The sequence below is a fragment of the Novosphingobium oxfordense genome (assembly GCF_044029435.1).
Taxonomy (GTDB): Bacteria; Pseudomonadota; Alphaproteobacteria; order Sphingomonadales; family Sphingomonadaceae; genus Novosphingobium.
The window spans coordinates 128,462-151,693 of sequence record NZ_CP147005.1; the positions used below are offsets into that span (position 1 = coordinate 128,462).

21 protein-coding genes and 1 tRNA gene are annotated in these 23,232 nt (G+C 65.4%); 10 read left to right on the forward strand and 12 right to left on the reverse strand.

Translation table 11 applies throughout. From position 1 onward, the window contains the following. Positions 1–7: 7 nt before the first annotated feature. From WBP07_RS00625 to crtY, 4 genes are read right to left on the reverse strand one after another with little or no spacing between them, the layout of a single operon-like run. A complete protein-coding gene (locus WBP07_RS00625; RefSeq protein WP_395393480.1) occupies positions 8–604 on the reverse strand; it encodes a TIGR00730 family Rossman fold protein in 597 nt (198 codons plus the stop codon). Position 605: 1 nt separating this feature from the next. Further along, complete coding sequence (locus tag WBP07_RS00630) at positions 606–1,043, reverse strand: hypothetical protein (RefSeq protein WP_395393482.1); 438 nt, start codon at positions 1,041–1,043, stop codon at positions 606–608. Continuing rightward, positions 1,040–2,533 carry a phytoene desaturase gene (locus WBP07_RS00635; RefSeq protein WP_395393484.1) on the reverse strand — a complete coding sequence of 498 codons (1,494 nt, stop codon included), beginning with the start codon at positions 2,531–2,533 and terminating at the stop codon, positions 1,040–1,042. The genes WBP07_RS00630 and WBP07_RS00635 overlap by 4 nt, the downstream gene beginning before the upstream one ends. After that, on the reverse strand, positions 2,530–3,735 hold the full coding sequence (crtY, locus tag WBP07_RS00640; protein WP_395393486.1) for a lycopene beta-cyclase CrtY: 1,206 nt from the start codon (positions 3,733–3,735) through the stop codon (positions 2,530–2,532). Before crtY ends, WBP07_RS00635 begins: the two co-directional genes overlap by 4 nt. A 74-nt stretch (positions 3,736–3,809) precedes the next feature. Here crtY and WBP07_RS00645 point away from each other — a divergent pair, with 74 nt between their 5' ends. The 3 genes from WBP07_RS00645 (at position 3,810) to WBP07_RS00655 (ending at position 6,329) form a co-directional block, all read left to right on the forward strand. Then, positions 3,810–4,373: a GNAT family N-acetyltransferase gene (locus WBP07_RS00645; RefSeq protein WP_395393487.1), complete on the forward strand. Its 564-nt coding sequence runs from the start codon at positions 3,810–3,812 to the stop codon at positions 4,371–4,373. A gap of 86 nt (positions 4,374–4,459) precedes the next feature. Beyond that, a complete protein-coding gene (locus WBP07_RS00650) occupies positions 4,460–5,332 on the forward strand; it encodes a MipA/OmpV family protein (protein ID WP_395393489.1) in 873 nt (290 codons plus the stop codon). A gap of 112 nt (positions 5,333–5,444) precedes the next feature. Continuing rightward, the gene (locus tag WBP07_RS00655) at positions 5,445–6,329 is read left to right on the forward strand and encodes an NTP transferase domain-containing protein (RefSeq protein ID WP_395393490.1); all 885 of its coding nucleotides are present in this window, start codon (positions 5,445–5,447) and stop codon (positions 6,327–6,329) included. A 111-nt stretch (positions 6,330–6,440) separates the two neighbouring features. On the opposite strand, the gene WBP07_RS00660 is transcribed toward WBP07_RS00655, so the two are convergent. The 4 genes from WBP07_RS00660 to WBP07_RS00675 all read right to left on the reverse strand — a co-directional run bounded on the left by WBP07_RS00660 (position 6,441) and on the right by WBP07_RS00675 (position 9,877). After that, positions 6,441–6,527 (reverse strand) — tRNA-Leu (locus WBP07_RS00660). Positions 6,528–7,091: 564 nt separating this feature from the next. After that, entirely contained in the window at positions 7,092–8,078 is a 987-nt protein-coding gene (gene nadA / locus WBP07_RS00665; RefSeq protein WP_395393492.1) for a quinolinate synthase NadA, read from the reverse strand. Between the two features lie 86 nt (positions 8,079–8,164). After that, complete coding sequence (locus WBP07_RS00670; protein WP_395393494.1) at positions 8,165–8,890, reverse strand: hypothetical protein; 726 nt, start codon at positions 8,888–8,890, stop codon at positions 8,165–8,167. Between the two features lie 99 nt (positions 8,891–8,989). Next, positions 8,990–9,877 (reverse strand): MBL fold metallo-hydrolase, encoded by an 888-nt coding sequence (locus WBP07_RS00675; RefSeq protein ID WP_395393495.1) that lies wholly within the window; start codon positions 9,875–9,877, stop codon positions 8,990–8,992. A 61-nt stretch (positions 9,878–9,938) separates the two neighbouring features. Here WBP07_RS00675 and glpK point away from each other — a divergent pair, with 61 nt between their 5' ends. Continuing rightward, positions 9,939–11,426, forward strand: a complete 1,488-nt coding sequence (gene glpK, locus WBP07_RS00680) for a glycerol kinase GlpK (protein ID WP_395393497.1) — start codon at positions 9,939–9,941, stop codon at positions 11,424–11,426. Between the two features lie 24 nt (positions 11,427–11,450). On the opposite strand, the gene WBP07_RS00685 is transcribed toward glpK, so the two are convergent. Both WBP07_RS00685 and WBP07_RS00690 read right to left on the reverse strand, forming a co-directional pair. After that, positions 11,451–11,918 (reverse strand): DUF1465 family protein, encoded by a 468-nt coding sequence (locus WBP07_RS00685; protein ID WP_395393498.1) that lies wholly within the window; start codon positions 11,916–11,918, stop codon positions 11,451–11,453. A 242-nt stretch (positions 11,919–12,160) separates the two neighbouring features. Then, positions 12,161–12,358: a YdcH family protein gene (locus WBP07_RS00690; RefSeq protein ID WP_395395682.1), complete on the reverse strand. Its 198-nt coding sequence runs from the start codon at positions 12,356–12,358 to the stop codon at positions 12,161–12,163. A 313-nt stretch (positions 12,359–12,671) separates the two neighbouring features. Between WBP07_RS00690 and WBP07_RS00695 the strand changes: the two genes are divergently transcribed. The 5 genes from WBP07_RS00695 to tilS all read left to right on the forward strand — a co-directional run bounded on the left by WBP07_RS00695 (position 12,672) and on the right by tilS (position 18,703). After that, a complete protein-coding gene (locus WBP07_RS00695) occupies positions 12,672–12,827 on the forward strand; it encodes a DUF465 domain-containing protein (protein WP_395393501.1) in 156 nt (51 codons plus the stop codon). 236 nt (positions 12,828–13,063) lie between these two features. Further along, positions 13,064–15,340: a phosphoenolpyruvate--protein phosphotransferase gene (gene ptsP / locus WBP07_RS00700; protein WP_395393503.1), complete on the forward strand. Its 2,277-nt coding sequence runs from the start codon at positions 13,064–13,066 to the stop codon at positions 15,338–15,340. A gap of 239 nt (positions 15,341–15,579) precedes the next feature. After that, complete coding sequence (locus WBP07_RS00705; protein WP_395393504.1) at positions 15,580–16,554, forward strand: helix-turn-helix domain-containing protein; 975 nt, start codon at positions 15,580–15,582, stop codon at positions 16,552–16,554. A 171-nt stretch (positions 16,555–16,725) separates the two neighbouring features. Further along, positions 16,726–17,709, forward strand: a complete 984-nt coding sequence (locus WBP07_RS00710) for a tol-pal system YbgF family protein (RefSeq protein WP_395393506.1) — start codon at positions 16,726–16,728, stop codon at positions 17,707–17,709. Continuing rightward, the gene (tilS, locus tag WBP07_RS00715; protein ID WP_395393508.1) at positions 17,690–18,703 is read left to right on the forward strand and encodes a tRNA lysidine(34) synthetase TilS; all 1,014 of its coding nucleotides are present in this window, start codon (positions 17,690–17,692) and stop codon (positions 18,701–18,703) included. The genes WBP07_RS00710 and tilS overlap by 20 nt, the downstream gene beginning before the upstream one ends. 436 nt (positions 18,704–19,139) lie before the next feature. On the opposite strand, the gene WBP07_RS00720 is transcribed toward tilS, so the two are convergent. Together WBP07_RS00720 and WBP07_RS00725 are read right to left on the reverse strand one after the other, a co-directional pair. After that, positions 19,140–19,775, reverse strand: a complete 636-nt coding sequence (locus WBP07_RS00720) for a L,D-transpeptidase family protein (protein WP_395393510.1) — start codon at positions 19,773–19,775, stop codon at positions 19,140–19,142. Positions 19,776–19,918: 143 nt separating this feature from the next. After that, positions 19,919–20,572 (reverse strand): TetR/AcrR family transcriptional regulator, encoded by a 654-nt coding sequence (locus tag WBP07_RS00725; RefSeq protein WP_395393512.1) that lies wholly within the window; start codon positions 20,570–20,572, stop codon positions 19,919–19,921. 190 nt (positions 20,573–20,762) lie between these two features. Here WBP07_RS00725 and WBP07_RS00730 point away from each other — a divergent pair, with 190 nt between their 5' ends. Further along, entirely contained in the window at positions 20,763–23,075 is a 2,313-nt protein-coding gene (locus WBP07_RS00730) for a TonB-dependent receptor (protein ID WP_395395684.1), read from the forward strand. The last annotated feature ends 157 nt before the right edge of the window (positions 23,076–23,232 follow it).

The following is a 23,232-nucleotide window of genomic DNA, read 5'->3' on the forward strand; positions in this document are numbered from 1 at the left end:
GCCGGTCCTAGAGCGTGCTCGGATCCATCCGGACGATCGGCACGATCGGCTGATGCGCGGCCATGCGGTCGAGGAGGGGTTCCAGTTCGGTATCGTCGATGATGATGCCCTGATGCGCCGGGCGAACGAAGCCCACTTCGGCCATGTGGCGGTTGAACGCCAGCAGCAGGTCGTAGAAGCCGAAGGAATTGAGCACGCCCACCGGCTTGTCGTGATAGCCCAGCTGCGCCCAGCTTACCGCTTCCCACAGCTCGTCCATGGTGCCCACGCCGCCGGGGATGACGATGAAGCCGTCCGACAGGCGGGTGAATTCCGCCTTCCGCTCATGCATGGTCTTGACGATGTGCAGTTCGGTGCAGTCGTTGTTGGCCACTTCGCCGCCGCGGCCGTTGCCGCCCACGAGCGCTTCGGGGATCACGCCGATCACTTCACCGCCTTCAGAAAGTGCGCCGGCCGCCACCGCGCCCATCAGGCCCAGGCGGCCGCCGCCGTAGACCACGCCGATGCCCTTGCGCGCCAGCGTTGCGCCCACTTCGCGGGCAAGGTCGATATAGCGCGGGTCGGCGGGGGTGGCCGAACCGCAGTAGACGGCGATACGCTTCATTTCAGTCGATAACCTTCAATTGCACCGCCGCACCATCGGGCAGATCGCGCGTCTGCCGGGCCAGGTCGCCGGTAAGATAGATCAGTTTGACGAAGTCGATTTTGATCAGGTTCTCGGGCGCATAGTCGCCCGCGATCAGCGCCGGAAGCGTCAAGCTATAGACTTCCCCCAGCGCGTTGAAGCCAAGCCGCTTGGTCGCCGCGTCGATCAGCGCGTCGGCGCGCCAGATCGCCTGCGTTTCGTCCTGCGCCATATGGTCGCGCGCTGCCGCCTCGTCCCCCAGCAGCGTGACCATGCCCAGTTCGGGATCGACGTAGTGGAACGCGCCCGCCCTGTCGGTGACCAGCATGTGCCCCATCAGGCTGTGGGCCACGATCTCCGCGAATTCCACGCCGGTCCAGCCCCAGGCGGTGTTCAGCGCGTTGACTTCGCGGCTCATCGCAGTTGCTCCACCATCAGTTTGGCGGTGGCCTTGGCGCTGCCGACCACGCCGGGAATGCCCGCGCCCGGATGGGTGCCGGCGCCGACGAGGTAGAAGTTCTTCAGCTTGTCGTCCCGGTTATGCCCCCGGAACCACGCGCTTTGCGTCAGCAGCGGCTCCAGGCTGAAGGCATTGCCCCGGTAGGCGCCCATGTCGCGTTCCAGATCGGGCGGCGCATAGTGGAACTTGGTGACGATGCGGTCGTCCAGATCGGGGATCAGGCGGCGGCTGACTTCGGCCAGTACGCGGCGTTCCAGCACGGGCCCCACTTCGTTCCAGTCGACCGGCAGCTTGCCCAGATTGGCCACCGGCACCAGCGCATAGAACGTGCTCTTGCCCGGCGGCGCCATCGAGGGATCGGTGACGCTGGGATGGTGGAGATAGATGGAGAAATCGCGCGGCAGCACACCATGTTCGTAGATGTCGTCCAGCAGGCCCTTGTAGCGCGGGCCAAACAGCACGGAGTGGTGCGGAATGCCCGGCCAAGTGCCCTCCAGCCCGAAATGGACCACGAAGACGCTGGGCGAAAAGCGCTTGTGCGCCAGCTTCTTGCCCATTTCCTGCCCGCGCAGGCTGCCGGCCAGCAGGTCGCGGTAGGAATGCATGATGTCGCCATTGCTGGCGATTGCGTCGAAGCGGGCTTTCCAGCCGCTCTCGCACTCGACCTCGGTCACCTGATCGCCCAGCGTATGGATGTGCGCAACCTTGTCGCCCAGGCGGATGGTGCCGCCGATCCGCTCGAACTGGCGGGCCATCGCCTGCGCCAGCTTGTTGGTGCCGCCGCGCGCCCACCAGACGCCGCCGTCCTTTTCCAGCTTGTGGATCAGCGCATAGATCGCGCTGGTGGTCATCGGATTGCCGCCCACCAGCAATGTGTGGAACGAGAGCGCCTGGCGCAGATGCTCGTCCTTCACATAGTGGGAGACCATCGAATAGACCGACCGCCAAGCCTGATAGCGCGCCAGCGCCGGCGCCGCCTTCACCATGCTGGTAAAGTCCAGGAACGCCTGGTGCCCCAGCTTGACGTAGCCTTCCTGGTAGACCCCCTCCGCATAGTGGAGGAATTCTTCGTACCCGCCGATGTCGTTCGGGGCGACGCGGGCGATTTCGCGCCGCAGGACGTTGTCGTCGTTCGAATAGTCGAAGGTCACCCCGTCGGTCCAGTTCAGCCGGTAGAACGGCATGACCGGCATCAGGTCCACATCGTCGGCCATGTCGTGGCCGGACAGCGCCCAGAGTTCGCGCAGGGCGGCGGGATCGGTGATGACGGTGGGGCCGCCGTCGAAAGTGAAGCCTTCCTCCTGCCGCACCCAGGCGCGCCCGCCCACTTGATCGCGCGCTTCGACCAGCGTGGTTTCCACGCCTGCGTTCTGCAACCGGATGGCCAGCGCAAGGCCGCCGAAGCCGCCGCCGATCACGCAGGCCTTGCTATAGGCTACTGTGGTCATTGCGGCATTCCCGGATCGGCTATTCCCAGATCAGCGAGCGGCCTGCCGCCACCCGACAGGCTGGCCAGCGCCGCGCCCAGCGGCACCGGGGGGCGGCCGATCAGTAGCCGTGCCCGATCCGCCAGCGTGGAGCGGCCTGCGTAGAAGCGTTCCACCAGTGGTTCCGGCAATCGATAGAACCTTTCGAGCACGCGCCATCGCGCACCGGGCGGTGCGGCAGCGAACAGCATGCGAGTCAACATCCGGTAGTAGCGCCCCCCGCGCCAGTGGTTTGCGGCCCATGCATGAGTGACCCTTCCTAGGCTGTTGCCGGAGAGGTTGTCGAGAGTGGTCAGATGATGCGCGAAACGAACCGCATCGGGAAGCGAATAGGACGTCAGCGGGTGAATAAGCGCCGCGCGGGCCCCGGCACGCGCCAGATCCGGCACTTCGGCGGCCGTCCAGAACCGTTCGAAGTCTCCGGCGGCGATCACCGGCAGCACTCCGGTCTCCTCATAGTCCACAGCCGCGACCTGCCAGCCGGCATCGCGCGCATAGTCGCCGATGCGGCTTCGCAGCAGCGGCAGGTCCAGCGCGGGGCCATCGGCATAGTAGGTATCCTCGACGAAGACCTGGGTGGGGGAGAACGGCAGGGCATAGACGAAGCGATAGCCGTCCGCCTGTTCGACCCGGGCGTCCATCACCACCGGCCGTTCCAACCCGTGGGGGCGGGCGGTGCGCAGCATTTGTCCGGCGAATTTCTGCCAGCCGCCCGCCATGTGCGGCAGGCCGTGCGTGCCCCGCGCGTCGATCACCGCATCGGCGGCGATCGTGCGGCCATCGGCCAGTGTGACCGAAGTGGGGCTGGCATCGCGCACTTCCACGCCCGTCAGCACCGCGTCTGCCGGCAGCGCCGCGCGTACGACGGTGTCCAGCCGCTCGCTGGTCATGCTGGCATAGGGGGTGGACAGGCGGCGGGAGAAGGCGGGAAAGTGAACCTCGTACCCCGGCCAGCGCGCGGCGATCAGCGGCTCCACCAGTTCGCGCCCCTCGGCGGAAAGGTCGCTTTCGAAGAAGGACCAGACATGCTTGCCGCCCAGCGTCTCGCCCCGCTCGATCAGCAGCACGCGCGCCTCCGGGCGGCGATGCGCCATGGCGAGCGCGATCAGCGATCCGGCAAGGCCGCCGCCAAGGATTGCAAGGGTGCAGGTGCGGTGATCCATCGACCTGACGTTTAGGGAAGGGACCCGCCGCCTGCAACTTGGCAGGCGTACCGTATTACGGCATATTTGTGACGATGACTGGGGATTTGACTGTCTGCGATGCCGGGCCGGAAGACGCCAAGGCGATTGCATGTATCTATGCGCACTATGTGCTGGAAAGCACGGCGACTTTCGAAACCGAACCACCGGGGGAGGAAGAGACCCGGCGGCGCATCGGCGCGATTCTGGAGGCCGGCTATCCCTTCGTGCTGGTGCGCGAAGTGGAAGAGGACGGACGTGAAGGACGCGTGATCGGCTTCGGCTTCGCCCAGCGCTACGGCCCGCGCACCGGCTATCGCTACAGCGTGGAAACCACCATCTATGTCGAGCCGGGCTGCGTGGGCCGGGGCATCGGCGGCAGGTTGCTTAGCGCACTGCTGGACCAGTGCGAGGCGCGCGGCTTCCGACAGGCTTTCGCGGTGATCGCCGAAAGCGAGCCGGCCTCCGTCGTGCTCCACGCGCGTGCCGGCTTTTTCCCGGTGGGAACGCTCGCCGCTGCCGGCTGGAAGCATGGCAAGTGGCTGGACGTCTTCCTGATGCAGCGCCCGTTGGGAGAGGGCGATAGTACGCTTCCCGACGATCCGGCGCCTGCGGCATAGGCGAAGCCGGTGTTCGCCCGAGTGCAATAGTCCTCGCAACCGCTCATCCTCGCATACGTTGAGGTGGGAGGATGTAGAGGAAAATCATGCACTTCTTTCCCAGAGCACTTTGCGTCGCCCTGCTGTCGGCGGCTGCCTTTCCGTGCGCCCCGGCGATGGCGCAGGATGCCGACGATGCCGGCAATGCACCGAATGCCGATACCTCGATTTCCAGCGACTATCTGTTGGTCGGCGTGGGCGGGCTCTATCAGCCCAGCTATCAGGGCTCGAACGATCAGGTGTTCTCGCCCATCGCGGTGGTGCAGGGCTCCTACCACGGGATCGACCTGAATCCCCGCGCACGAGGTCTGGCGATCGACCTGATCCCGGATGGAAAGGACGCGAAGTTCGGCGTCTCGCTGGGGCCGGTCGCGGGCCTTTCGTTCAATCGCGCGCGCAACATCAAGGACGACGTGGTGCGTGCGGCGGGCAAGCTGGACACCGCCATCTCTTTCGGCGTCAGCGGCGGGGTCACCGCTTACCGCCTGCTCAATCCCTATGACTCCCTCACGCTCTCGGCCGACGTGATGTGGGACGTGAATGCCTATCACGGCATGACGTGGAGCCCGTCGCTGACCTACAAGACCCCGCTCAGCAAGGCGATGGTGGCGGGCGTGAGCGTGCGCGCGCATCATGGCGGCAGCGAATACGCGCACTATTACTATTCGGTCACCCCCGAACAGTCGGCCGCCAGCGGGCTGCCCGAATATCAGGCGAAGGCCGGCTGGGACACCGTGAGCGCGGGCGCGCTGCTGGGCTACGACCTTTCGGGCGATTTGACCGATGGCGGCTTCGCGGTGTTCGGCGTGGTCAACTATTCGGCGATGCTGAACGACGGAAAGAACACGCCCTTCACGGCGCTGCGCGGCAAGTCGGACCAGTGGACGGTAGGCCTCGGCATCGGGTATACGTTCAGGTAGGAGGGGCGGCAGGTAGGAGGGCGGCAGGTAAGGGGCGGCGGATCGGGAGCGCCGGAGCAATTTACTCTAGGTCACGGCGCTGTCACACGCGCGCGGCATAGGCGCTGAGGTAATGGCTTCTCCGGATATCCCCGAAACTCTGGAAGACGAACCGCAGCCGCTGCGGCTGGTGGTGCTTGCCGGGCATGGCCCGGGCGCCGCGCGCCGCGGGGCCGACGGCCTGGCGCAGCGCTTTGGCGAAAGTCACCGCTGCCTGGTGCCGCTGGCCGGTCGTCCACTGATCGCGCACATATTGCAGACCGCCGCGCAGCATCCGCGCGTCACCAGCCTGGCGATCTGCGTGGAGCGGGAGGCTTTCGATCCGGTGTGGGACGTGCTGACCAAGACCCCCGGCCGCGGCACCGTGGCGCTGGTGGAAGCGCAGGCGGACATCGCCGCCAGCGTGCGCGCGGCGGCAAAGGATTGGGACGGGCCGCTGCTGGTCACCACTGCCGATCACGCGCTGCTTTCGGCGGATTCGATCGACGCGATGATAGCGGCGCTGGAAAACGCCGACGTGGCTTTCGCGTTGGCCCGCCGCGATGCGGTGGAGGCGGTCTATCCCGGCCTCGACTGCGCCTATGTAACGCTGCACGATGGCGAGTTCGCCGCCTGCGACCTCTACGGCATGGCGTCGCCGCGCTACGTCGATGCGGTGAACGTGTTTCGCGGCGCCCGCACGGCCGACCGTGAGGCGATGCGGATCTGGCGCGCGGTGGGGCTGGTCGGCTTCCTGATGGTGCGGCTGGGCATGGAAACGCTGTCCGGCGCGCTGGCACGCGCATCGCGGCGGTTGGGCATGCGGGTGCGCGCGGTGGAACTGACCGACGGCACGCAGGCGATCGATGTCGATGATGAGCGGACTTACGCGATCGTCGAAGAGCTGTTGGGCGTTTATGACGAAGTCGCCAGCCTGAAGCGGGAGAATAACGGCAGCTCGAAAGCTGCCTACGCCTGAACGGAGCAGGGCCCCGAGGGGGATCCCAATATCAAGACAAGTATCAGGGAAAGTACCACAGAAGAAAATCGGGAGATGCCCGAAGGCTTTTATCGATCCCGATCTGGATGATGGTGCGGTCGAGAAGACTCGAACTTCCACGGGCTTTCGCCCACAACGACCTCAACGTTGCGCGTCTACCAATTCCGCCACGACCGCTCAATCATCCGGAGCCGTTTTGCAACCGCTCCGTGGTAGGAGGGCGCCTCTATCAAGGAGATCCTGACCCTGCAAGCGATTCGGGTTCGATTATTTATACACAGGACGAATTTTTTCGATTTCTGCAGGTGAAATCGCAGAATTCTGCGGATTGAGCGCGAAAGAAAATTGCCCGGCGGTGTTTGGTTGTGAGGGCGAATGGGCTGTGGAGCCGAAATGTGGTGCGCAGGATGGCTGGGTTCCGCTCGGATCGGTCCGATTTTTGCGCGTGATGGCCGCTTTTCCGGGCGTAGAGGCAAGGCGGCATTGAGGGGCCAACCTCTTGGCCGGAATTCCTCTTGGCCCGGAATTCGGGCCTCACCCCAAGCCATCACTAAAAGCCCCCGTCATCCCCGCGAAGGTGGGGATCCCGCTCGTTCTTCGATGCACAGCGCACCGACCCAAGAAAGCGGGGCCCCCGCCTGCGCAGGGGCGACGATGGATTATGGGATCAGTTGGAGTAGCTACTGGAAGCGGGGAGGGGGCGGTAGGCGCATCGCCCGCCCACGCCCCCGAATACAAACCTCAGCGGTTGCCGAGATCGCCCTTGCCCACGGTGCCGCTGGCCATGTCCAGCATGCGATCCAGGCTCTTCTTGGCATCCAGACGAAGCTGTTCGTCGATCTCGATGCGCGGCTCCAGATCGCGCAAGGCGATGTAGAGCTTTTCCATGGTGTTGAGCGCCATGTAAGGACAGATGTTGCAGTTGCAGTTGCCGTCCGCGCCCGGCGCGCCGATGAAGGTCTTGTCCGGGATCGCCAGCTGCATCTGGTGGATGATGTGCGGTTCGGTGGCGACGATCAGCGTGTCGGCATCGGTGGTCTTCGCATATTGCAGGATGCCGCTGGTGGAGCCGACATAGTCCGCATGGTCGACGATGTGCGGCGGGCATTCCGGGTGCGCGGCGATCGGCGCATTGGGATGCTGCGCCTTCAGCTTCAGCAGTTCGGTTTCACTGAACGCCTCATGCACGATGCAGACGCCCGGCCACAGCAGCATCTCGCGTCCGAACTTGCGGCTGAGATAGCCGCCAAGGTGACGGTCCGGGCCGAAGATGATCTTCTGGTCGGCCGGGATCTGCTGCAGGATCGTCTCGGCGCTGGAACTGGTGACGATGATGTCGGACAGCGCCTTCACCTCGGTCGAGCAGTTGATGTAGGTCAGCGCGATGTGGTCCGGATGCGCGGCGCGGAAGGCGGCGAACTTTTCCGGGGGGCACGAATCTTCAAGGCTGCAACCCGCTTCCATGTCCGGCAGCACCACGATCTTTTCGGGCGAAAGGATCTTGGCGGTTTCGGCCATGAACTTCACGCCGCAGAAGGCGATCACGTCGGCATCGGTCTCGGCCGCCTTGCGGCTGAGTTCCAGGCTGTCGCCCACGAAATCGGCCAGATCCTGAAGTTCCGGGCGCTGGTAATAGTGCGCCAGGATCACCGCATTGCGCTCCTTGCGCAGCCGTTCGATCTCGGCACGCAGGTCGAGCCCGGAAAGGTTGGCGGGAATTGCGGTCATGGTGTCCCTCTATCTGGCCGGTCCGGTTCGATGCCCGGAATTTGCGGCCTATCTAGGGACGGTTGCCGCGATGCCCAAGCGGAAATTCACGCCGCGAAGCGGGCAGCCAAGGCGATCCACCCGGGCGTGACCGCCAGCAGTTCCACGATCGCGTGCGAGAGGATCACCACCATCGCCACCGCCATGGTGGCCGGATGGGTATGGCCGATCTCGCGCTGGTCATGGCGCACGATCAGCAGGACCACGCCAAGCTGGACCACCATCGATACCCATTCGCCCCAGGGCACGATCAGCGGCATCGGCAGCAGGCGTCCCAAGGCGGGTTCCATCAGAACGATCGTGGAGCCGATCATCAACCGCTTGTGCCAGTCGCTCTGCCCTCGCCGCGAAACCGCCATGAACACCAGCAGCGCGAAGAACGCCGCCTCTACATGGACCAGCGCCAGGAAGTAGGCGGGCGTGAAGAACGGCGGGAACATGTGCAGCTTCAGCGCGGTGAAGCAGAGCGCGCTGGCCAGCACCACCATCGTCGGCACCATCACCGCGCTCGCCCAGCCCAGCCGGCGATGCAGGGCCAGTCCTCCCGAACTTGGCCCACTTCGCCCTGCCAGCAGCGATTGCGTGGTCAGCAGCCCCAGCCACGCCACCATCGCCATGCCGTGCAGGTGCATGACCAGCGGTGCATGGGCGTAATCGACGAAGCCACGCAGGCCGAATTGCGCGAAGGCGAAGAGGATGAAGGCCGAAAGCCCGATCGCCATCTTCTGCCAGAACGAAAAGGCGCGAATCCGCGCCTGAGGCATAGTCGCCATTTGAAGTCTCCCCACTTCCCCGTATCCACGGGCCCCATTATTCGTGATGGGGCGTATAATACTTGAAAGTAGGTTCGAGTAATACGTGATTTCGACGAATTACTGTCCGGTCGCGACGAGCGTCCAAGTGTCGTTTTCGCGATTTACAAGGCTTCTTCTTTCCAGATCAAGAAGATGGGCAAGAACGGAGCGTCCTGCCGCCGGCCATAGTCTTTCGTCCACGCCCTTGTACATGCGGGGCACCATCTCGCCGATGGTCTGGTGACCTGCTTCGATCTGCTTCAGGATCTGGCGCTCGCGCTGGCGGCGGTGGCCGATCATGCCGCGCACCAGCTGGCGCGGCTTTTCCACGGCAGGGCCATGAGCGGGGAAATAGATCGCATCCTGCTCACGCGCGTAGAGCTTGGACAGGCTTTCCATATAGGCGGTCATGTCGCCGTCTGGCGGGGAGACGACGCTGGTGGACCAGCCCATCACATGATCGCCGGTGAACAGTGCGCCGGTTTCCGGCAGGGCGAAGCAGAGGTGGTTGGAGGTGTGGCCGGGGGTGGCGACGGCTTCCAGCGTCCAGCCTTCGCCGGAAATCGCCTCGCCATCGGCCAGCACGCGGTCCGGTGCGTAGTCGGGGTCGAAGGCAGCGTCGGCGCGGGGGCCGTCGTCGTCCAGCGTCAGCGGTGCGCAGCCGATGATCGGCGCGCCGGTGCGCGCCTTCAGCGGGGCAGCGGCGGGCGAGTGATCGCGATGCGTATGCGTGCAGGCAATGGCGACAAGGCGCGCGTCGCCCACGGCATGCAGGATCGCCTCGATATGCTCTTCGTCGGCCGGGCCGGGGTCGATCACGGCAACCTCGCTGCCGTCGCCCACTACATAAGTCTGCGTGCCGGTGTAGGTGAACGGCGAAGGATTGCGCGCGAGCACGCGCCGGACCAGCGGGGCGATCCGCTCGGTCAGGGCATAGGGCTTGTCGATCAGGTCCGGTGCGTTCATGGCGCCGATATGGTGATTTGCACGCGGGGTGTCGAGCCTTGCGGCGGCGGGAGAGATGCGGATGGCCCGGAACGCGTTGAGTGAGGCCGAACTGATCCTGGTGATCGACGCCGGGACGACCTCCAACCGGGCGATGGTCTTTGCGCCCGATGGCAGCGTGCGTGCGACCGCCCAGCGCCCTTTGACGCAGCACTATCCGCAGCCGGGCTGGGTGGAGCACGATGCTGCGGAGATCTGGCAATCGGTGCTGGCCTGCGCGCGCCACGCCGTCTCGCAAGTGGGTGGGGCCGCGCGGATCGCGGCGATCGGCCTTGCCAACCAGCGTGAGACCGTGGTGGCGTGGGACAAGCAGAGCGGCGAGCCGCTCGCCCGCGCGCTCGTCTGGCAAGACCGGCGGACGGAGAGCATCTGCGCGGCCTTGCGCGATGCCGGGCATGAGGCGGCGGTACAGGGTGCGACCGGACTGGTGCTGGACCCTTATTTTTCCGCCAGCAAAATGCGCTGGCTGATCGACAATGTGCCCGAAGTGCGTGCGGCGGGCGAGGCCGGCCGGCTGGCATTCGGCACGATCGATTCCTGGCTGCTCTACAAGCTGACGGGCGCGCATGTGACCGATGCTGGCAATGCCAGCCGCACCGCCCTGATGGGCCTGGCGGGGCAGGGTTGGGATGCGGGGCTCTGCGATCTGTTCGGCGTGCCGCAGGACGCCTTGCCGGAAGTGTGCGACAGCGCGGGCGCGCTCGGCATCGCGCGGTCCGAATGGCTGGGTACGGCGATCCCGGTGACGGGCGTGGCGGGGGACCAGCAGGCGGCGACGATCGGGCAGGGCTGCCTCACGGCCGGCGCGACCAAGGCGACTTACGGCACCGGCGCCTTCGTGCTCGCCAACATGGGCGATGCGGTGCCGGCCTCGCAGCACCGGCTGTTGGCGACGGTGCTCTGTCAGCTCGATGGCAAGCGGACCTATGCGCTGGAAGGCTCGGTCTTCGTGGCGGGCAGTCTGGTGCAATGGCTGCGCGACGGGCTTGGCCTGATCGACGCGGCGGGGGAGACCGAAGTGCTGGCCCGCTCGGTGCCGGACAATGGCGGTGTGGTCATCGTCCCGGCGCTATCGGGGCTGGGGGCACCGCACTGGCGGCCGGACGCCCGCGCGGCGATCACCGGGCTGAGCTTCGCGGCCAGCCGGGCGCACTTAGCTCGCGCGGCGCTGGAAGCGATGGCGATGCAGACGCGCGATCTGGCGGAAGCCTTCGCCGCCGACGGCGCGCGCTGGACGCACTTGCGCATCGATGGCGGGATGAGCGCGAACGACTGGATGGCGCAGGACATCGCCGACGTGCTCGACATCCCGGTGGAGCGGCCCGGCTTCGTCGAGACGACGGCGCTCGGCGCGGCGATGCTGGCGGCGAGCGGAGCGGGTCTGTTCGCAAATCTGGAGGCGGCAGCGGGCGCGATGGCCGGTCAGCGGAGCGGTTTCACACCGCGGATGACGCAAGACGAGCGCGGCCGCCGGATTGCGGCCTGGAACAAGGCGCTTGGTGCCGTCTAGGTCGCTTTAGGTGTCGTCTGGGTACTAGCTGGCGAGGCGGCGTTCGATCCGCTCGCGAAGCTGCTCCAGCGCGCTGGGCATCTTCTCATCCGCCAGTTTCCAGCTGCCTTCCAGCCGCAGCAGCCGGTCGTAGAAGCGGCGCGTGGTTTCGACCAGCGTGGCCACTTCGGGGGCGAGCATGGCCAGCTGGCGCGCGTCCGACTGGCGCATCACCGGCGACAGGCGGCCATGGCGGCGCAGCTGCAACTCGCTGATTTCACCCATGAAATAGGCGCGATGATTCAATAGCCAGGCGATCGCATGCATCATCCGCGTGGTCGTGCGCAGACCTTCGCTGGAGAGGGCGACGCGCGCAAAATCATCCTCGCCCGCCGGCACGCCGCCCAGCCGGCCGGACGGCGCAAAGGCGTGGCGAACCTCGTCGGACAGGAGAAGCGCCTCCGAATAGAGGGCGTCGACGATGCGCGGGTTTATGGTCGCGGTTTCGGACATGCAGCGGTCGATATTTCTTAACAACGACTCGCGCACAACTGCCCAAAGGTAAATTTCCGAGCCTATTTCGCGATTGTCCCCGATCGGCACGCTTCGTCGCTAACGGCGGTTAACTGAATTCATTGGGAAATTCTGGGAATCGCGGTTTGCCGGGTATGCCTTCGAGGTCTGGGGAAGGATTGCGGGCCGTTGCCGCTCAAAACGGGCGGACACGCATTTGGCCCGCCCATGGGGTCGGTGGATCAGGCGATGATGTCCGGGATCAGGTAATCCTCGATCAGCGAGATCTGGTCTTTCAGGCGCAATTTGCGTTTTTTCAGCCGCGCGATCTGCAACTGGTCGCCGGCGCCAGCCGAATTGAGCGCATCGATCGCCGCATCAAGATCGCGGTGTTCGATCTTGAGCATTTCTAGGCGCTTGCGCATTTCCTCTTCGGTCACGCCGGGATTCCCTAGTCTCGATTGGCGGCCTGATTCGGCCGGCCAAATCGCCATCTGCAGCTGTTTTTGCGCGGACCCGCTCGACGCAGGCGGCACGCAGCTCACCGATATGAAGCAATCACACTCTTCGCAAGATGGCGCGAATGTGGTTCGATCTCTTTCGCGCCGCATCCGCATGATGCCGAGTCGCCAACATGCCGCGAGCATCGTGGCAGAAAGAACATTCGGTCGTCGGGTTTCGGCCCGGTCAGCTTCGCGGAAAAGACTGGCTCGGGTGCGGTCCAGCCCCCCCCGGAGAAGAGGAGAACTGTCCATGGATAGTCGTCACGTCAATTCCCTGCAAAGCAAGCATGCCGGTCTGGAGCGTCAGATTCATGACGAAATGTGCCGACCCATGCCTGATGTCGTGATGATCCAGGCCCTCAAGAAGAGAAAGCTCAAGCTCAAGGAGGAAATGGCGCGCCACTAAGCGTGGCTGGACGGTGACGTCGGTGGCGCCTGTGTTTCGGAGCTTTCCTATATTTTTCCGAGCAGCGGGCCCCTTCGCGGGGCCCGGAAAGGCGCCGCCGACCCCGGGATTTTGGCCGGGTTTTCGACCTTGGAATCCGTATCGCATGCGCGAAAGCGTGCAGTTCACAGGATAACAGCTGATTTCACGGCTTCGCTGCGTTTCCAAAGCGCTCGCTTTGGGTTACTCGGGTAGCCATGACCAGCGGAGCCGTCGAAGCAGCCCGGAACATCCTCACCCGCCTCCATGAGGTCATGGCCTCGCGTAATCATGCGCAGTCCAAGCTCAACAACGTGGTGGAAACGATCGGCGAATGCCTCAATAGCGAGGTATGCTCGATCTATCTGCTGCGCGAGGGGATGCTGGAACTCTTCGCCACGCGCGGCCTGGCGCAAGAGGCCGTGCACGTTACCCGCATGGCGGTGGGCGAAGGTCTGGTCGGCTCGATCGCCGATCGGATCGAGACGCTCAATCTGGCTGAAGCCGCCGCCCATCCGGACTTTTCCTATCGGCCTGAAACGGGCGAAGACAAGTTCCACTCCTTCGCCGGCGTGCCGATCGTTCGCCGCGAACGCGCGGTGGGCGTGCTCTGCGTCCAGCATGTCGAGCCGCGCCGGTACGAGGAAGTGGAGATCGAGGCGCTGCAGACGGTGGCCATGGTGCTGTCCGAACTGATCACCAATGCCGACCTTGTCGATGACGAGGATATCCACGCCGCCGGCTCGCTCCAGTCCGGCCCGCAGCAGCTGCGCGGGCTGGCGCTGGTGAAGGGCCTTGCCTCGGGCGTGGCCGTCTATCACCAGCCGCGTGTCACCATCGAGCATATTGTTGCCGAGGATACCGAGGCAGAGCGCCAGCGCGTGATCCTGGCCTTCGACAAGATGCGCGAACAGATCGACCGCATGGCCAGCCAGGCGGAATTCGGCATGGGCGGCGAGCATGAGGAGGTGCTCGAAACCTATCGCATGTTCGCTTACGATGAAGGCTGGACGCGCCGCATCAACGAGGCGATCGATTCCGGCCTCACCGCCGAAGCGGCGATCGAACGTGTGCAGCAGCGCACCCGCATGCGCATGCGCCAGATCGACGATCCGCTGTTGGCGGACCGCATGCACGATCTGGAGGATCTGGCGAACCGCCTGCTGCGCATCGTTTCCGGCCAGCTTGGCACTGCCGCCTCGATGGGGCTGCGCAACGACGCGATCCTGATCGCGCGAAACCTCGGGCCGGCCGAACTTCTCGAATACGACAAGCGCCGCCTGAAGGGTGTGATCCTGGAAGAAGGCTCGCTCACCAGCCACGTCGTTATCGTCGCGCGCGCGATGGGCATTCCGGTGCTCGGCCGCGTGCGCGGACTGCGCGGTGTGGTGCGAGAGGGTGATCAGCTTCTGCTCGATGCCGATCAGGCGACCACGATGGTGCGCCCGCCTGCCGGCGTGATCGAGGCCTTCGAGGCGCGCTTTGCCAAGAGCCGCCAGCGTCAGGCCGCCTATGCCGCGCTGCGCGACGTGCATCCCACCACGCGCGATGGCACCCGCGTGCAGGTGATGATCAACGCCGGCCTGCGCGACGATATCGCCAACCTGACTATGACCGGCGCCGACGGCATCGGCCTGTTCCGCACCGAGTTCCAGTTCCTCGTCTCCGCCACGCTGCCTTCACGCGAACGGCAGACGCGGCTCTATCGCGACGTGATGGAAGCGGCGGGCGACAAGCCGGTCAAGTTCCGCACCGTGGACATCGGCGGCGACAAGACGCTGCCTTACCTGCGTCACGACGATGGCGAGGGTGAGGAGAACCCGGCGATGGGCTGGCGCGCTCTGCGCGTCGCGCTCGAACGCGAAGGCTTGCTGAAAGTGCAGGCGCGTGCGCTGCTGGAAGCGGCGGCGGGGCGCACCCTGCACGTCATGTTCCCGCTGGTGGCGGAGCCATGGGAATTCGATCAGGCCAAGGCGGTGTTCGATAGCCAGCTGGCCTATCTGCGCAAGCAGAAGAAAGTGCTGCCCGAAGCGATCCACTACGGCGTTATGCTGGAAGTGCCGGCACTGGCCGAGCAGTTGGATGTGCTGGCGCCGAAGATTTCGTTCCTGTCCATCGGCACCAACGATCTTACCCAGTTCCTGTTCGCGGCCGATCGCGCCAATCCCAAGCTGGCGGAGCGCTATGACTGGCTGAGCCCCGCGATCCTGCGCTTCCTGCGCCGCGTGGTGCGAAGCTGCGAGGGCCACGATGTCGAGATCGCCGTCTGCGGCGAGATGGGCGGGCGCCGGTTGGAAGCGCTTGCCCTGCTGGGGCTGGGCATTTCCCGCCTGTCAATCACGCCGGCCTCGGTCGGCCCGGTCAAGGACCTGATCGGAAAGGTGGACCTGGCGGAAATCAAGGCGGCGATGGACGGCTGGCTGGCCGCGCCGCCGCGCGATCTGCGTGCTGCGCTCACTGCCTGGGCGGCCGAGCGAGATATAGCGGTGGATTGATCGGCTGACCTGGCTGCCGGCCCTTAACAAGGGTGTTAAAAGGGCTGTGCGAAGGCAAAAGGTCACCGATTGACACGGGTTTGTCTTGCGGGGATGTTACTCGGCGTGCACGGGGTCGCATCCGCCGCAGATTTCTGAGAGAATGATCGGGTCCCCGATTGACTTTGGGAGGTCACCCGGCTTGGTGTCTATCCCGGTTCTGAACCGTCATATTTAGCCAAATTCCCTTCGGGAGCGGAATGGAAAACGTCGAAAATCAAGAGGCGATCGAGCAGGCAGGCGCGCAGACGGAGACCGTTGGCGTCGTTCTGACCCGTGCGCGTGAGGCTGCGGGCCTGTCGCGGGCCGATATTGCCACCCAGACCAAGATCGCCGAGCGCCATCTGGCCGCGATCGAGGAGGATCGTCTCGGCGACCTGGCCGCGCGCACTTATGCCGTGGGTTTCTCGCGCGCCTATGCGCGCACGCTGGGGCTGGACGAGAAGGAGATCGCCGAGATCGTCCGCCGCCAGCTGGAAGCGGAAGGCGGGCGTGAGCCCGTGGTGGTTCACGATTTCCAGCCCGGCGATCCCGCGCGCGTTCCTTCGGCCAAGTTGGCCTGGATCGCTGGCGCCGGTGCGCTGGTGGTGATCGTGCTGCTCGTGATCTTCTGGGGCAGCTATCTCTCGCCCGAAGGCAAGTTGCCCGATCTGCTGACGCCGAAGCCCGCCGTCGCGCCCACCCGCGTGGCCGTGCCGGTTCCGGCCGCGACGCCCACGCAAGCGCCCGCCAATGGGCCGGTGGTGCTGACCGCGACCGAGGAAGGCGTGTGGGTGCGCGTTACCGATGGCGCCAATCGCCTGGTCGAAACCACGCTGAAGAAGGGTGAAAGCTGGACCGTGCCGCAGAATGCGCAGGCTCCGCAGCTTCGCACCGGCCGTCCCGATGCGCTGACGCTGACAGTGGGCGGGCGCGCGATCCCGGCGCTGGCAGACAAGCCGACGGTGATGTCGGGCGTGTCGCTCATCCCGGCGGATCTGGCCGCGCGGTCCAACCCGCAGGTCGCGGCGACGCCCGGCGCGACGCCTGCTCCTACGGCGCCCTCCGCCCAGCGCGCGCCCGCGCGTCCGGCGGCGCAGGCCACCGTGCCGGTAACGGCGGCGATCCCGGCACCGGTTCCCGGCAACGACGCGGCGGCACCCGCTGCCGCGCCGCTTTCCACGACTTCCAACTGACCCTGCCTCGACAGGGGGCGCGTCTTGCGGCACCCCTTGTCCGCAGGCTTGGTTAATGCCCCGTTCGGAACGGCCGGGGCAGCCTTCGGCCGACCGACCTGCCGCACGGCAGGGGTGCGGCGAAAAGGGGGCGTGTCAGCGGGCATCGCCCGAGACGGAGATGATTTGGCAATGACTTCTTCACTGAACAGCGTGCGCCGGATGCGGCTTGCCGCGACTGGCGTTGTCGCGCTGGCTCTGGCCGGTGTGGGCTTCGCTGCGCCCGCGCAGGCGCAGGATGGTTCGACCGACGCCCGCCTCAAGAAGGTGGAAACCGAAGTGCGCGCGCTGCAGCGCAAGGTGTTCCCGGGCGGCGACGGCAAGTACTTCGCGCCGGAAATCACCAGCCCCACGGCCACGCCCACCCCGGCGCCGGGCCAGCCCGCGACCACGCCGGTCAGCGACATGCTGGTGCGTCTGGACGCGGTGGAAGCGCAACTGGCGCGGCTGACCGGACAGGTCGAACAGAACACCAACCGGATCGATCAGCTTGAGGCCAAGCTGGCCGCCGGCGTGCCGGCACCCGCGCCGGTTCCGGTCGATCCCGCCGGCCCGCAGCCTACAGCGTCGCAGTCCAACCTTTCGGCCATGAACGGCGTCCAGCCGGCAGCGGTAAGGCCGTCCACCAAGCCGGCCGAACTGAAGCCGGCGGTGGAAACCAAGCCGGTCGGCCCGTCCAACTCGCGCATCGATGCGGTGCGGGCGATCGTCAAGCCGCAGAGCGCCGACGCCGCCGATGACGAATATTCCTACGGCTTCCGCCTGTGGGAAGCGAAGTTCTATCCCGAGGCCGAGCAGCAGCTGAAGCTCTACCTCGAAAAGTATCCCAAGCACGCGCGCGTCAGCTGGGGCCGCAACTTGCTGGGCCGCGCCTATCTTGACGAGGGCAAGCCGCTGGAAGCCGCCAAGTGGTTCGTCCAGAACTACCAGGCGGACAAGCGCGGCGATCGCGCGCCGGACAGCCTGCTGTACCTTGCGATCTCGATGAAGCAGATGAAGGACACCAAGCGCGCCTGCATCGCGCTGTCCGAATTCAGCGATACTTACGCTGCAGAAGCGGCGGGCCGTCTCAAGAGCGTTTACGACACCACGCGCAATGGGCTCACCTGCTCCTGATCCCGGCTTGGTCCCGGCGGCGGAGGCGGTTGAGCGCTTTCGCGCCGGGATCGAGGCGATCTGGCCGGAAGGGGATGACGCGGGCGACCGGGGCTCGGCGCGTCTGGGCGTAGCCGTTTCCGGTGGGCCCGATAGCGTTGCCTTGCTCCTGTTGGCCGCTGCCGCGCTGCCCGGTCGGGTAGAGGCGGCGACGGTCGATCATGGCCTGCGCGCCGAAAGCGCGGGCGAGGCAGCCGACGTTGCGGCGCTTTGCGCGCGGCTTGGGGTTTCCCATGCGACGTTGTCCGTAACCGTGGCTTCCGGCAATGTGCAGGCCGAAGCACGCGCCGCGCGCTATTCCGCGCTGGCGGGCTGGGTCGCCGAGCGAGAGCTTGCCGGGTTGGCCACTGCGCATCATGCTGACGATCAGGCCGAAACGCTGCTGATGCGGCTGAATCGGGGCAGCGGCGTTGCCGGCCTCGCCGGGACCCGGGCGCGCGGGCGCGTGCCGGAAACGGCAATCCCGCTGCTGCGGCCGGTGCTCGACTGGCTCCGCTCGGAACTGGGCGAAGTGATCGCGGCGGCGGGCGTGGAAGCCGCGCAGGATCCTAGCAACTCCAACGACCGCTTCGACCGCGTGCGCATGCGCAAGGCGCTGGCCGAGGCGGACTGGATCGACGTTGCCGCCGTGGCGCGCAGTGCCGAGCATCTGGCTGACGCCGATGCCGCGCTGGAATGGATGGCGGCGCTGGAATGGCGGTCCTGCGTCAAGAAGGAGCCTATGGGGCTGCGCTATCGCCCGCAGGCTCCGCGTGCGATCGCTTTGCGCGTGCTCGCGCGCTGCGTCACCGAACTGGGCGGTGAGGAGCCGCGCGGTAGTGCCGTTGCGCGTTTGCTCGATACGCTGCGCGAGGGGCGGCCGGCTTCGATCGGGGAACTGGTGGTGCGGCCCAATGCAGGGGGCTGGAGCTTTGCCAAGGCGCCAGTGCGAGCGGCGAAGAAGATCAAGGGCTGAGGGGGCGGTTTTGCCTTTTGGGGCGGGCCATGATCGAGCCGGTAGCGCGGGCTCAAAACAGCCAAGCTCGATGCCTTAAATCCTAAGCTCAAGCTCAAACCCAACCCCAACCCCTAACTCGACATCTTGAAATCCAAGCCTCGTCATCCCCGCGGAGGCGGGGATCCCGCTTTTCTTGATGCGTGGCGCGAAGGCAGCGGGGCCCCCGCCTTCGCGGGGGCGACGGGAGGGCTATGTTGGGACGTGCAGCTTAGTCCCCGACCGGACTAACCGTGCAAAACCCCTTCGTCATTGCAAGCGTAGCGAAGCAATCCAAGGCGGTTCGGCGCCGCCCTGGATTGCTTCGCTACGCTTGCAATGACGAGGAATGTATGGGGCTAGAGAGCAGGCGGGCAGTGCTTAGTCGCCGCGTCGCACCGTTATCGTCCCGCCGAAATCACGCCCCGACGAGGTTGTCGCCCATGGCGGCCTGCTTGCCGCGCGTGATGTAGACCTTGTCGCCCAGCTTGGTCACTGCGAAGAGCTTGGCGGCGAAGTCGTCCGGCATGCCCACGCAGCCGTGGCTGGCGTAGCCCTTGGCCACTTCCGATCCGTGCAGCGTGATGCCGTCGTTGGTCAGCCGCTGCATGTAGGGCATCGGCGCGCCGGTGTAGATGTTGGAGACGTGATCCTTGTCCTTCTCGGTGATCGGGAACACGCCGAGCGGAGTGGGCGTATCCTCGGTGCCGAGCAGCACGGCGGCGGCGCCGATTTCATAGCCGTCGCGGAATACGGAAATCACGCGCGCGTCGAGGTCGACGGTGATGACGATCGGGCCGGCGGGCGCGCCGGTCTCGTCCCAGTGCCATTCGCCGTACTTGATCGCGCCTTCGATCGGCAGGATGCGCTTGATCACGAAAGCGCTGTCTTCCGCCACTTTCGGCGCCGCTTTCGCCGGGGTTGCGACCGGAGCGGCAGGATGGAAAGTCGCCGCGGCGCTGGCCGGGGTGGAAGGCTGCGCGGCCATCACCAGCACGCCGACGATCGCCGCGACGGCAGGGGCTGCCGAAGCGAGGAGGAGCCGGGCCGACATTGCGGCGCGCTTGCGGGGATTGGCGTTGTTTTCCACGAGGACGCTTATCGCGCGATCTCGGAGAAGTTACCAGTGCGTTAACTAATCGCGTCCCGAATTAGGACCGGTTGATGGGTCAATCGTTAACGTGGTGCGTTGAGCCGTTAGCTGCCTTTTGGCGCGGCGATGCCTTCGCGCAGGATCGAATTGGCAAGATCGGCCACGTCTTCCGGCTGCATATCGTCCGACCAAACGGCGTAGCGCAGGCCCAGAAACACGTTCATGCCCATGATCGCCCAGGCATGCGCCTCACCCAGCCCTTCGCGCAGCTCGCCCTTTCGCACGCCTTCGCCCAAACGCTCGGTGATGCGCCTTGCGGTCGATTCATAGTGGATGCGGAAGCTGGCGGGGTCGACGAATTCGCACTCGTCGATGATGCGGTAGATTTCCTTGTGATCGCGCGCGAACTGCAGGAACGCGGTGAGGGCGGCCTGCTCGGTTTCCAGCGCCGGCAGCGGTTCGCGCAGGGCGTCGCGCGCGGCTTCGCGTACTTTGCCGGAAAGATCGTCCACCAGCGCGCGGAAGATCTCATCCTTCGAATCGAAGTAGGTGTAGAAACTGCCCAGCGCCGTGCCCGCGCGCTGGGTGATGCCGGTGATCGAGGCTTCGTGAAATCCGCGCTCCCCGAATTCCACCGCTGCCGCGTCCAGCAGCTTGCGTAAGGTGCGGCGGCCACGTTCGGTGCGCGGGGTCTTGGCCGAAATCAGCCGATCTGCGGGATCGCTGTCGACCGGGGGCGAGGGGGCGTCTGTGGTCACTTTGACACAGCTAGACCTTGATGTGATCCATGGCAAATGTTCAATGTTGAAACTTGGTTCAAGTATCAATATGACTGCCTTCAACGATAAGATTCATTGGGAGCGACTAGCGATGCAAAAGGCGCAGAGGGGCGGCGTGCGCAGCCGTGCGACGAAGAATTTCCTGACTTTGACGACGGTTCTGGCGGGCATGGCGGCCGTGCCCGCGCTGGCGCAGGACGCAGCGCCAGCACCGGATGCGACGGCGCCGGCAAATGTGGCGGAGGGCGATATCATCGTCACCGCCCGCCGCCGTGAGGAACGTCTGGTAGACGTGCCGATCGCCGTCACCAGCTTCAGCGGCGCGCAGCTGGAACGCTCCGGCGCGGCGGACATTACCGATCTGGCCCAGACGGTACCTAACGTGACATTGGAGCCCTCAAGAGGCACCAACTCGACCCTGTCCGCCTTCATTCGCGGCGTGGGCCAGCAGGACCCGGTTTCGGGCTTCGAACAGGGCGTCGGCATCTATCTGGACGACGTCTATCTCAACCGTCCCCAGGCCGCCGTGCTCGACATCTACGACGTCGAGCGCATCGAAGTGCTGCGCGGTCCGCAGGGCACCCTGTACGGGCGCAACACCATCGGCGGCGCGGTGAAGTACGTGACCAAGTCGCTGCCCGATGAGTTCGCGCTGAAGGCCCGTGCCACTTACGGCACTTTCAACCAGCTTGACGGCGTGCTCACGGCCTCTGCGCCGATCAACGATATCGTCCGGGTCGGCGGGTCGGTGGCGCGGCTTACGCGCGATGGCTTTGGCGAGAACATCACCACCGGCAAGGACAATTACGACAAGGACATCTGGGCCGCGCGCGGCACTTTGGAGATGGGTGGCAGCGGCCAGCCGGTGCTGATCCGCGTCACTGGCGACTATACCCGCGATCGCAGCAATCCGCGCGGCGGCCATCGCCTGATCGCCGGTTCCGCGCCGGGCAGCGAGATCCTGCCCGACGTGTTCGACAGCGCCGGCGGCATCGACGATCCCAAGCAGGATATCGAGGCGTGGGGCCTTGCCATGAACATCAAGGTGGACCTGACCGACGCGCTGGCCTTCAAGTCGATCAGCGCCTGGCGCAAGGACCATTCGGCCACGCCGATCGACTTCGACGCCAGCCCCACCGTCGATCTGGACGTGCCCGCGTTCTACGATAACGAGCAGTTGAGCCAGGAATTCCAGCTGGCCTATGACAAGGGCCCGCTGCAGGCGCTGGTCGGCTTCTACTGGCTGAACGCCAGCGCCGACACCTACTTCGATTCGCGTACTTACACCACGCTGCCCGCGCTGCTGCCGATGCTGACCGGGCATACCGAGGCCGATGTGGACACCAAGACCTGGGCGGTCTTCGGCGACGTTACCTACGAGATCACCGACCAGTTCAGCCTCTCGGTCGGCGGCCGCTACACCTGGGACAAGCGTGAGGCGGACATCGTCAAGCAGACGTTCTTCCGCGGTGGCGGCGAACGCTTCGGCAATCCGGGGATCCTGTACTCCACCGATACCAATTTCAGCGGCAGCGCGGTCTACAAGAAGTTCACGCCGCGCGCCTCGCTCTCGTTCAAGCCGAACCGCGATCACAACATCTACGCAAGCTACAGCCAGGGCTTCAAGGGCGGCGGCTTCGATCCGCGTGGCGTCGGCAAGAATGCGCCCACCGCCAATCCCAGCGGCATTCCCAGCGATGCCGAAGTTGCCGCCTACCTGAGCTTCAAGCCGGAAACGGTGAACAGCTACGAGATCGGCTACAAGGGCAACCTGTTCAATGGCGCGCTCTACGTGGCGGCGGCGGCGTTCCGGATGGACTACAAGGACATCCAGATTCCCGGATCGGTCGCCTGCACCGTCAGCGGCGTGCCCACCTTCTGCGGCGTCGTCTCCAATGCCGGCAAGGCGCGCCTGCAGGGACTGGAACTGGAAACCACCGCGCAACTGGGCCGCGACCTTGCGACTTCGGGCGACAAGCTGAGCCTGTCCGCCTCTATGGGCTATATCGATGCCAAGTTCCTGAAGTACGAGACGTTCATCGCCGGCAAGACGGTGGACGTGGCCGACTATCGCCATATCCAGAATACGCCCAAGTGGACCGCCAGCGGCACGCTGAGCTATGATCTGCCGGTGGGCGAGGGCGATCTGATGTTCGGCACCACGGTGTCCTACCGGTCCAAGGTCCACCAGTTCGAGTATCCGAACCCCTATCTGGACCAGAAGGGCTATGCGCTGTGGGATGCCAGCCTTGTCTACTCGGCGCCGGGCGGCCGCTGGACGCTGGGCGTCTACGGCAAGAACATCCTGGACAAGGAATACATCACCTCCGGCTACAGCTACATCAAGCAGGATGCGGTGACCGGGGCGGTGATCCCCGATGCCAACGGCAATCCGATCCCGACCCTGGGCACGCAGGGCACGCTGACCGGGTTCTACGGCAATCCGCGTCAGGTTTTCGTGACCGGCACCGTGAAGTTCTAAGGGCGGATCTACATTCAGCCCATGCGGGCCTGCGAAGCGCGATTTGAATAGAGAATCTTTGGGCTCCGGTGCTCACGGACTTTAAGTCCGCTGCGCTCCGGTGCTCGAAAATCACGCTTCTCGGCTCCACCTGAACTAAATGTAGAACCACCCTTGC

Coding starts and splice junctions, on each gene's coding strand:
- WBP07_RS00625 (WP_395393480.1), bottom strand. CDS start 604: ATGAAGCGTATCGCCGTCTACTGCGGTTCGGCCACCCCCGCCGACCCG.
- WBP07_RS00630 (WP_395393482.1), bottom strand. CDS start 1,043: ATGAGCCGCGAAGTCAACGCGCTGAACACCGCCTGGGGCTGGACCGGC.
- WBP07_RS00635 (WP_395393484.1), bottom strand. CDS start 2,533: ATGACCACAGTAGCCTATAGCAAGGCCTGCGTGATCGGCGGCGGCTTC.
- crtY (WP_395393486.1), bottom strand. CDS start 3,735: ATGGATCACCGCACCTGCACCCTTGCAATCCTTGGCGGCGGCCTTGCC.
- WBP07_RS00645 (WP_395393487.1), top strand. CDS start 3,810: ATGACTGGGGATTTGACTGTCTGCGATGCCGGGCCGGAAGACGCCAAG.
- WBP07_RS00650 (WP_395393489.1), top strand. CDS start 4,460: ATGCACTTCTTTCCCAGAGCACTTTGCGTCGCCCTGCTGTCGGCGGCT.
- WBP07_RS00655 (WP_395393490.1), top strand. CDS start 5,445: ATGGCTTCTCCGGATATCCCCGAAACTCTGGAAGACGAACCGCAGCCG.
- nadA (WP_395393492.1), bottom strand. CDS start 8,078: ATGACCGCAATTCCCGCCAACCTTTCCGGGCTCGACCTGCGTGCCGAG.
- WBP07_RS00670 (WP_395393494.1), bottom strand. CDS start 8,890: ATGGCGACTATGCCTCAGGCGCGGATTCGCGCCTTTTCGTTCTGGCAG.
- WBP07_RS00675 (WP_395393495.1), bottom strand. CDS start 9,877: ATGAACGCACCGGACCTGATCGACAAGCCCTATGCCCTGACCGAGCGG.
- glpK (WP_395393497.1), top strand. CDS start 9,939: ATGGCCCGGAACGCGTTGAGTGAGGCCGAACTGATCCTGGTGATCGAC.
- WBP07_RS00685 (WP_395393498.1), bottom strand. CDS start 11,918: ATGTCCGAAACCGCGACCATAAACCCGCGCATCGTCGACGCCCTCTAT.
- WBP07_RS00695 (WP_395393501.1), top strand. CDS start 12,672: ATGGATAGTCGTCACGTCAATTCCCTGCAAAGCAAGCATGCCGGTCTG.
- ptsP (WP_395393503.1), top strand. CDS start 13,064: ATGACCAGCGGAGCCGTCGAAGCAGCCCGGAACATCCTCACCCGCCTC.
- WBP07_RS00705 (WP_395393504.1), top strand. CDS start 15,580: ATGGAAAACGTCGAAAATCAAGAGGCGATCGAGCAGGCAGGCGCGCAG.
- WBP07_RS00710 (WP_395393506.1), top strand. CDS start 16,726: ATGACTTCTTCACTGAACAGCGTGCGCCGGATGCGGCTTGCCGCGACT.
- tilS (WP_395393508.1), top strand. CDS start 17,690: ATGGGCTCACCTGCTCCTGATCCCGGCTTGGTCCCGGCGGCGGAGGCG.
- WBP07_RS00720 (WP_395393510.1), bottom strand. CDS start 19,775: ATGTCGGCCCGGCTCCTCCTCGCTTCGGCAGCCCCTGCCGTCGCGGCG.
- WBP07_RS00730 (WP_395395684.1), top strand. CDS start 20,763: ATGGCGGCCGTGCCCGCGCTGGCGCAGGACGCAGCGCCAGCACCGGAT.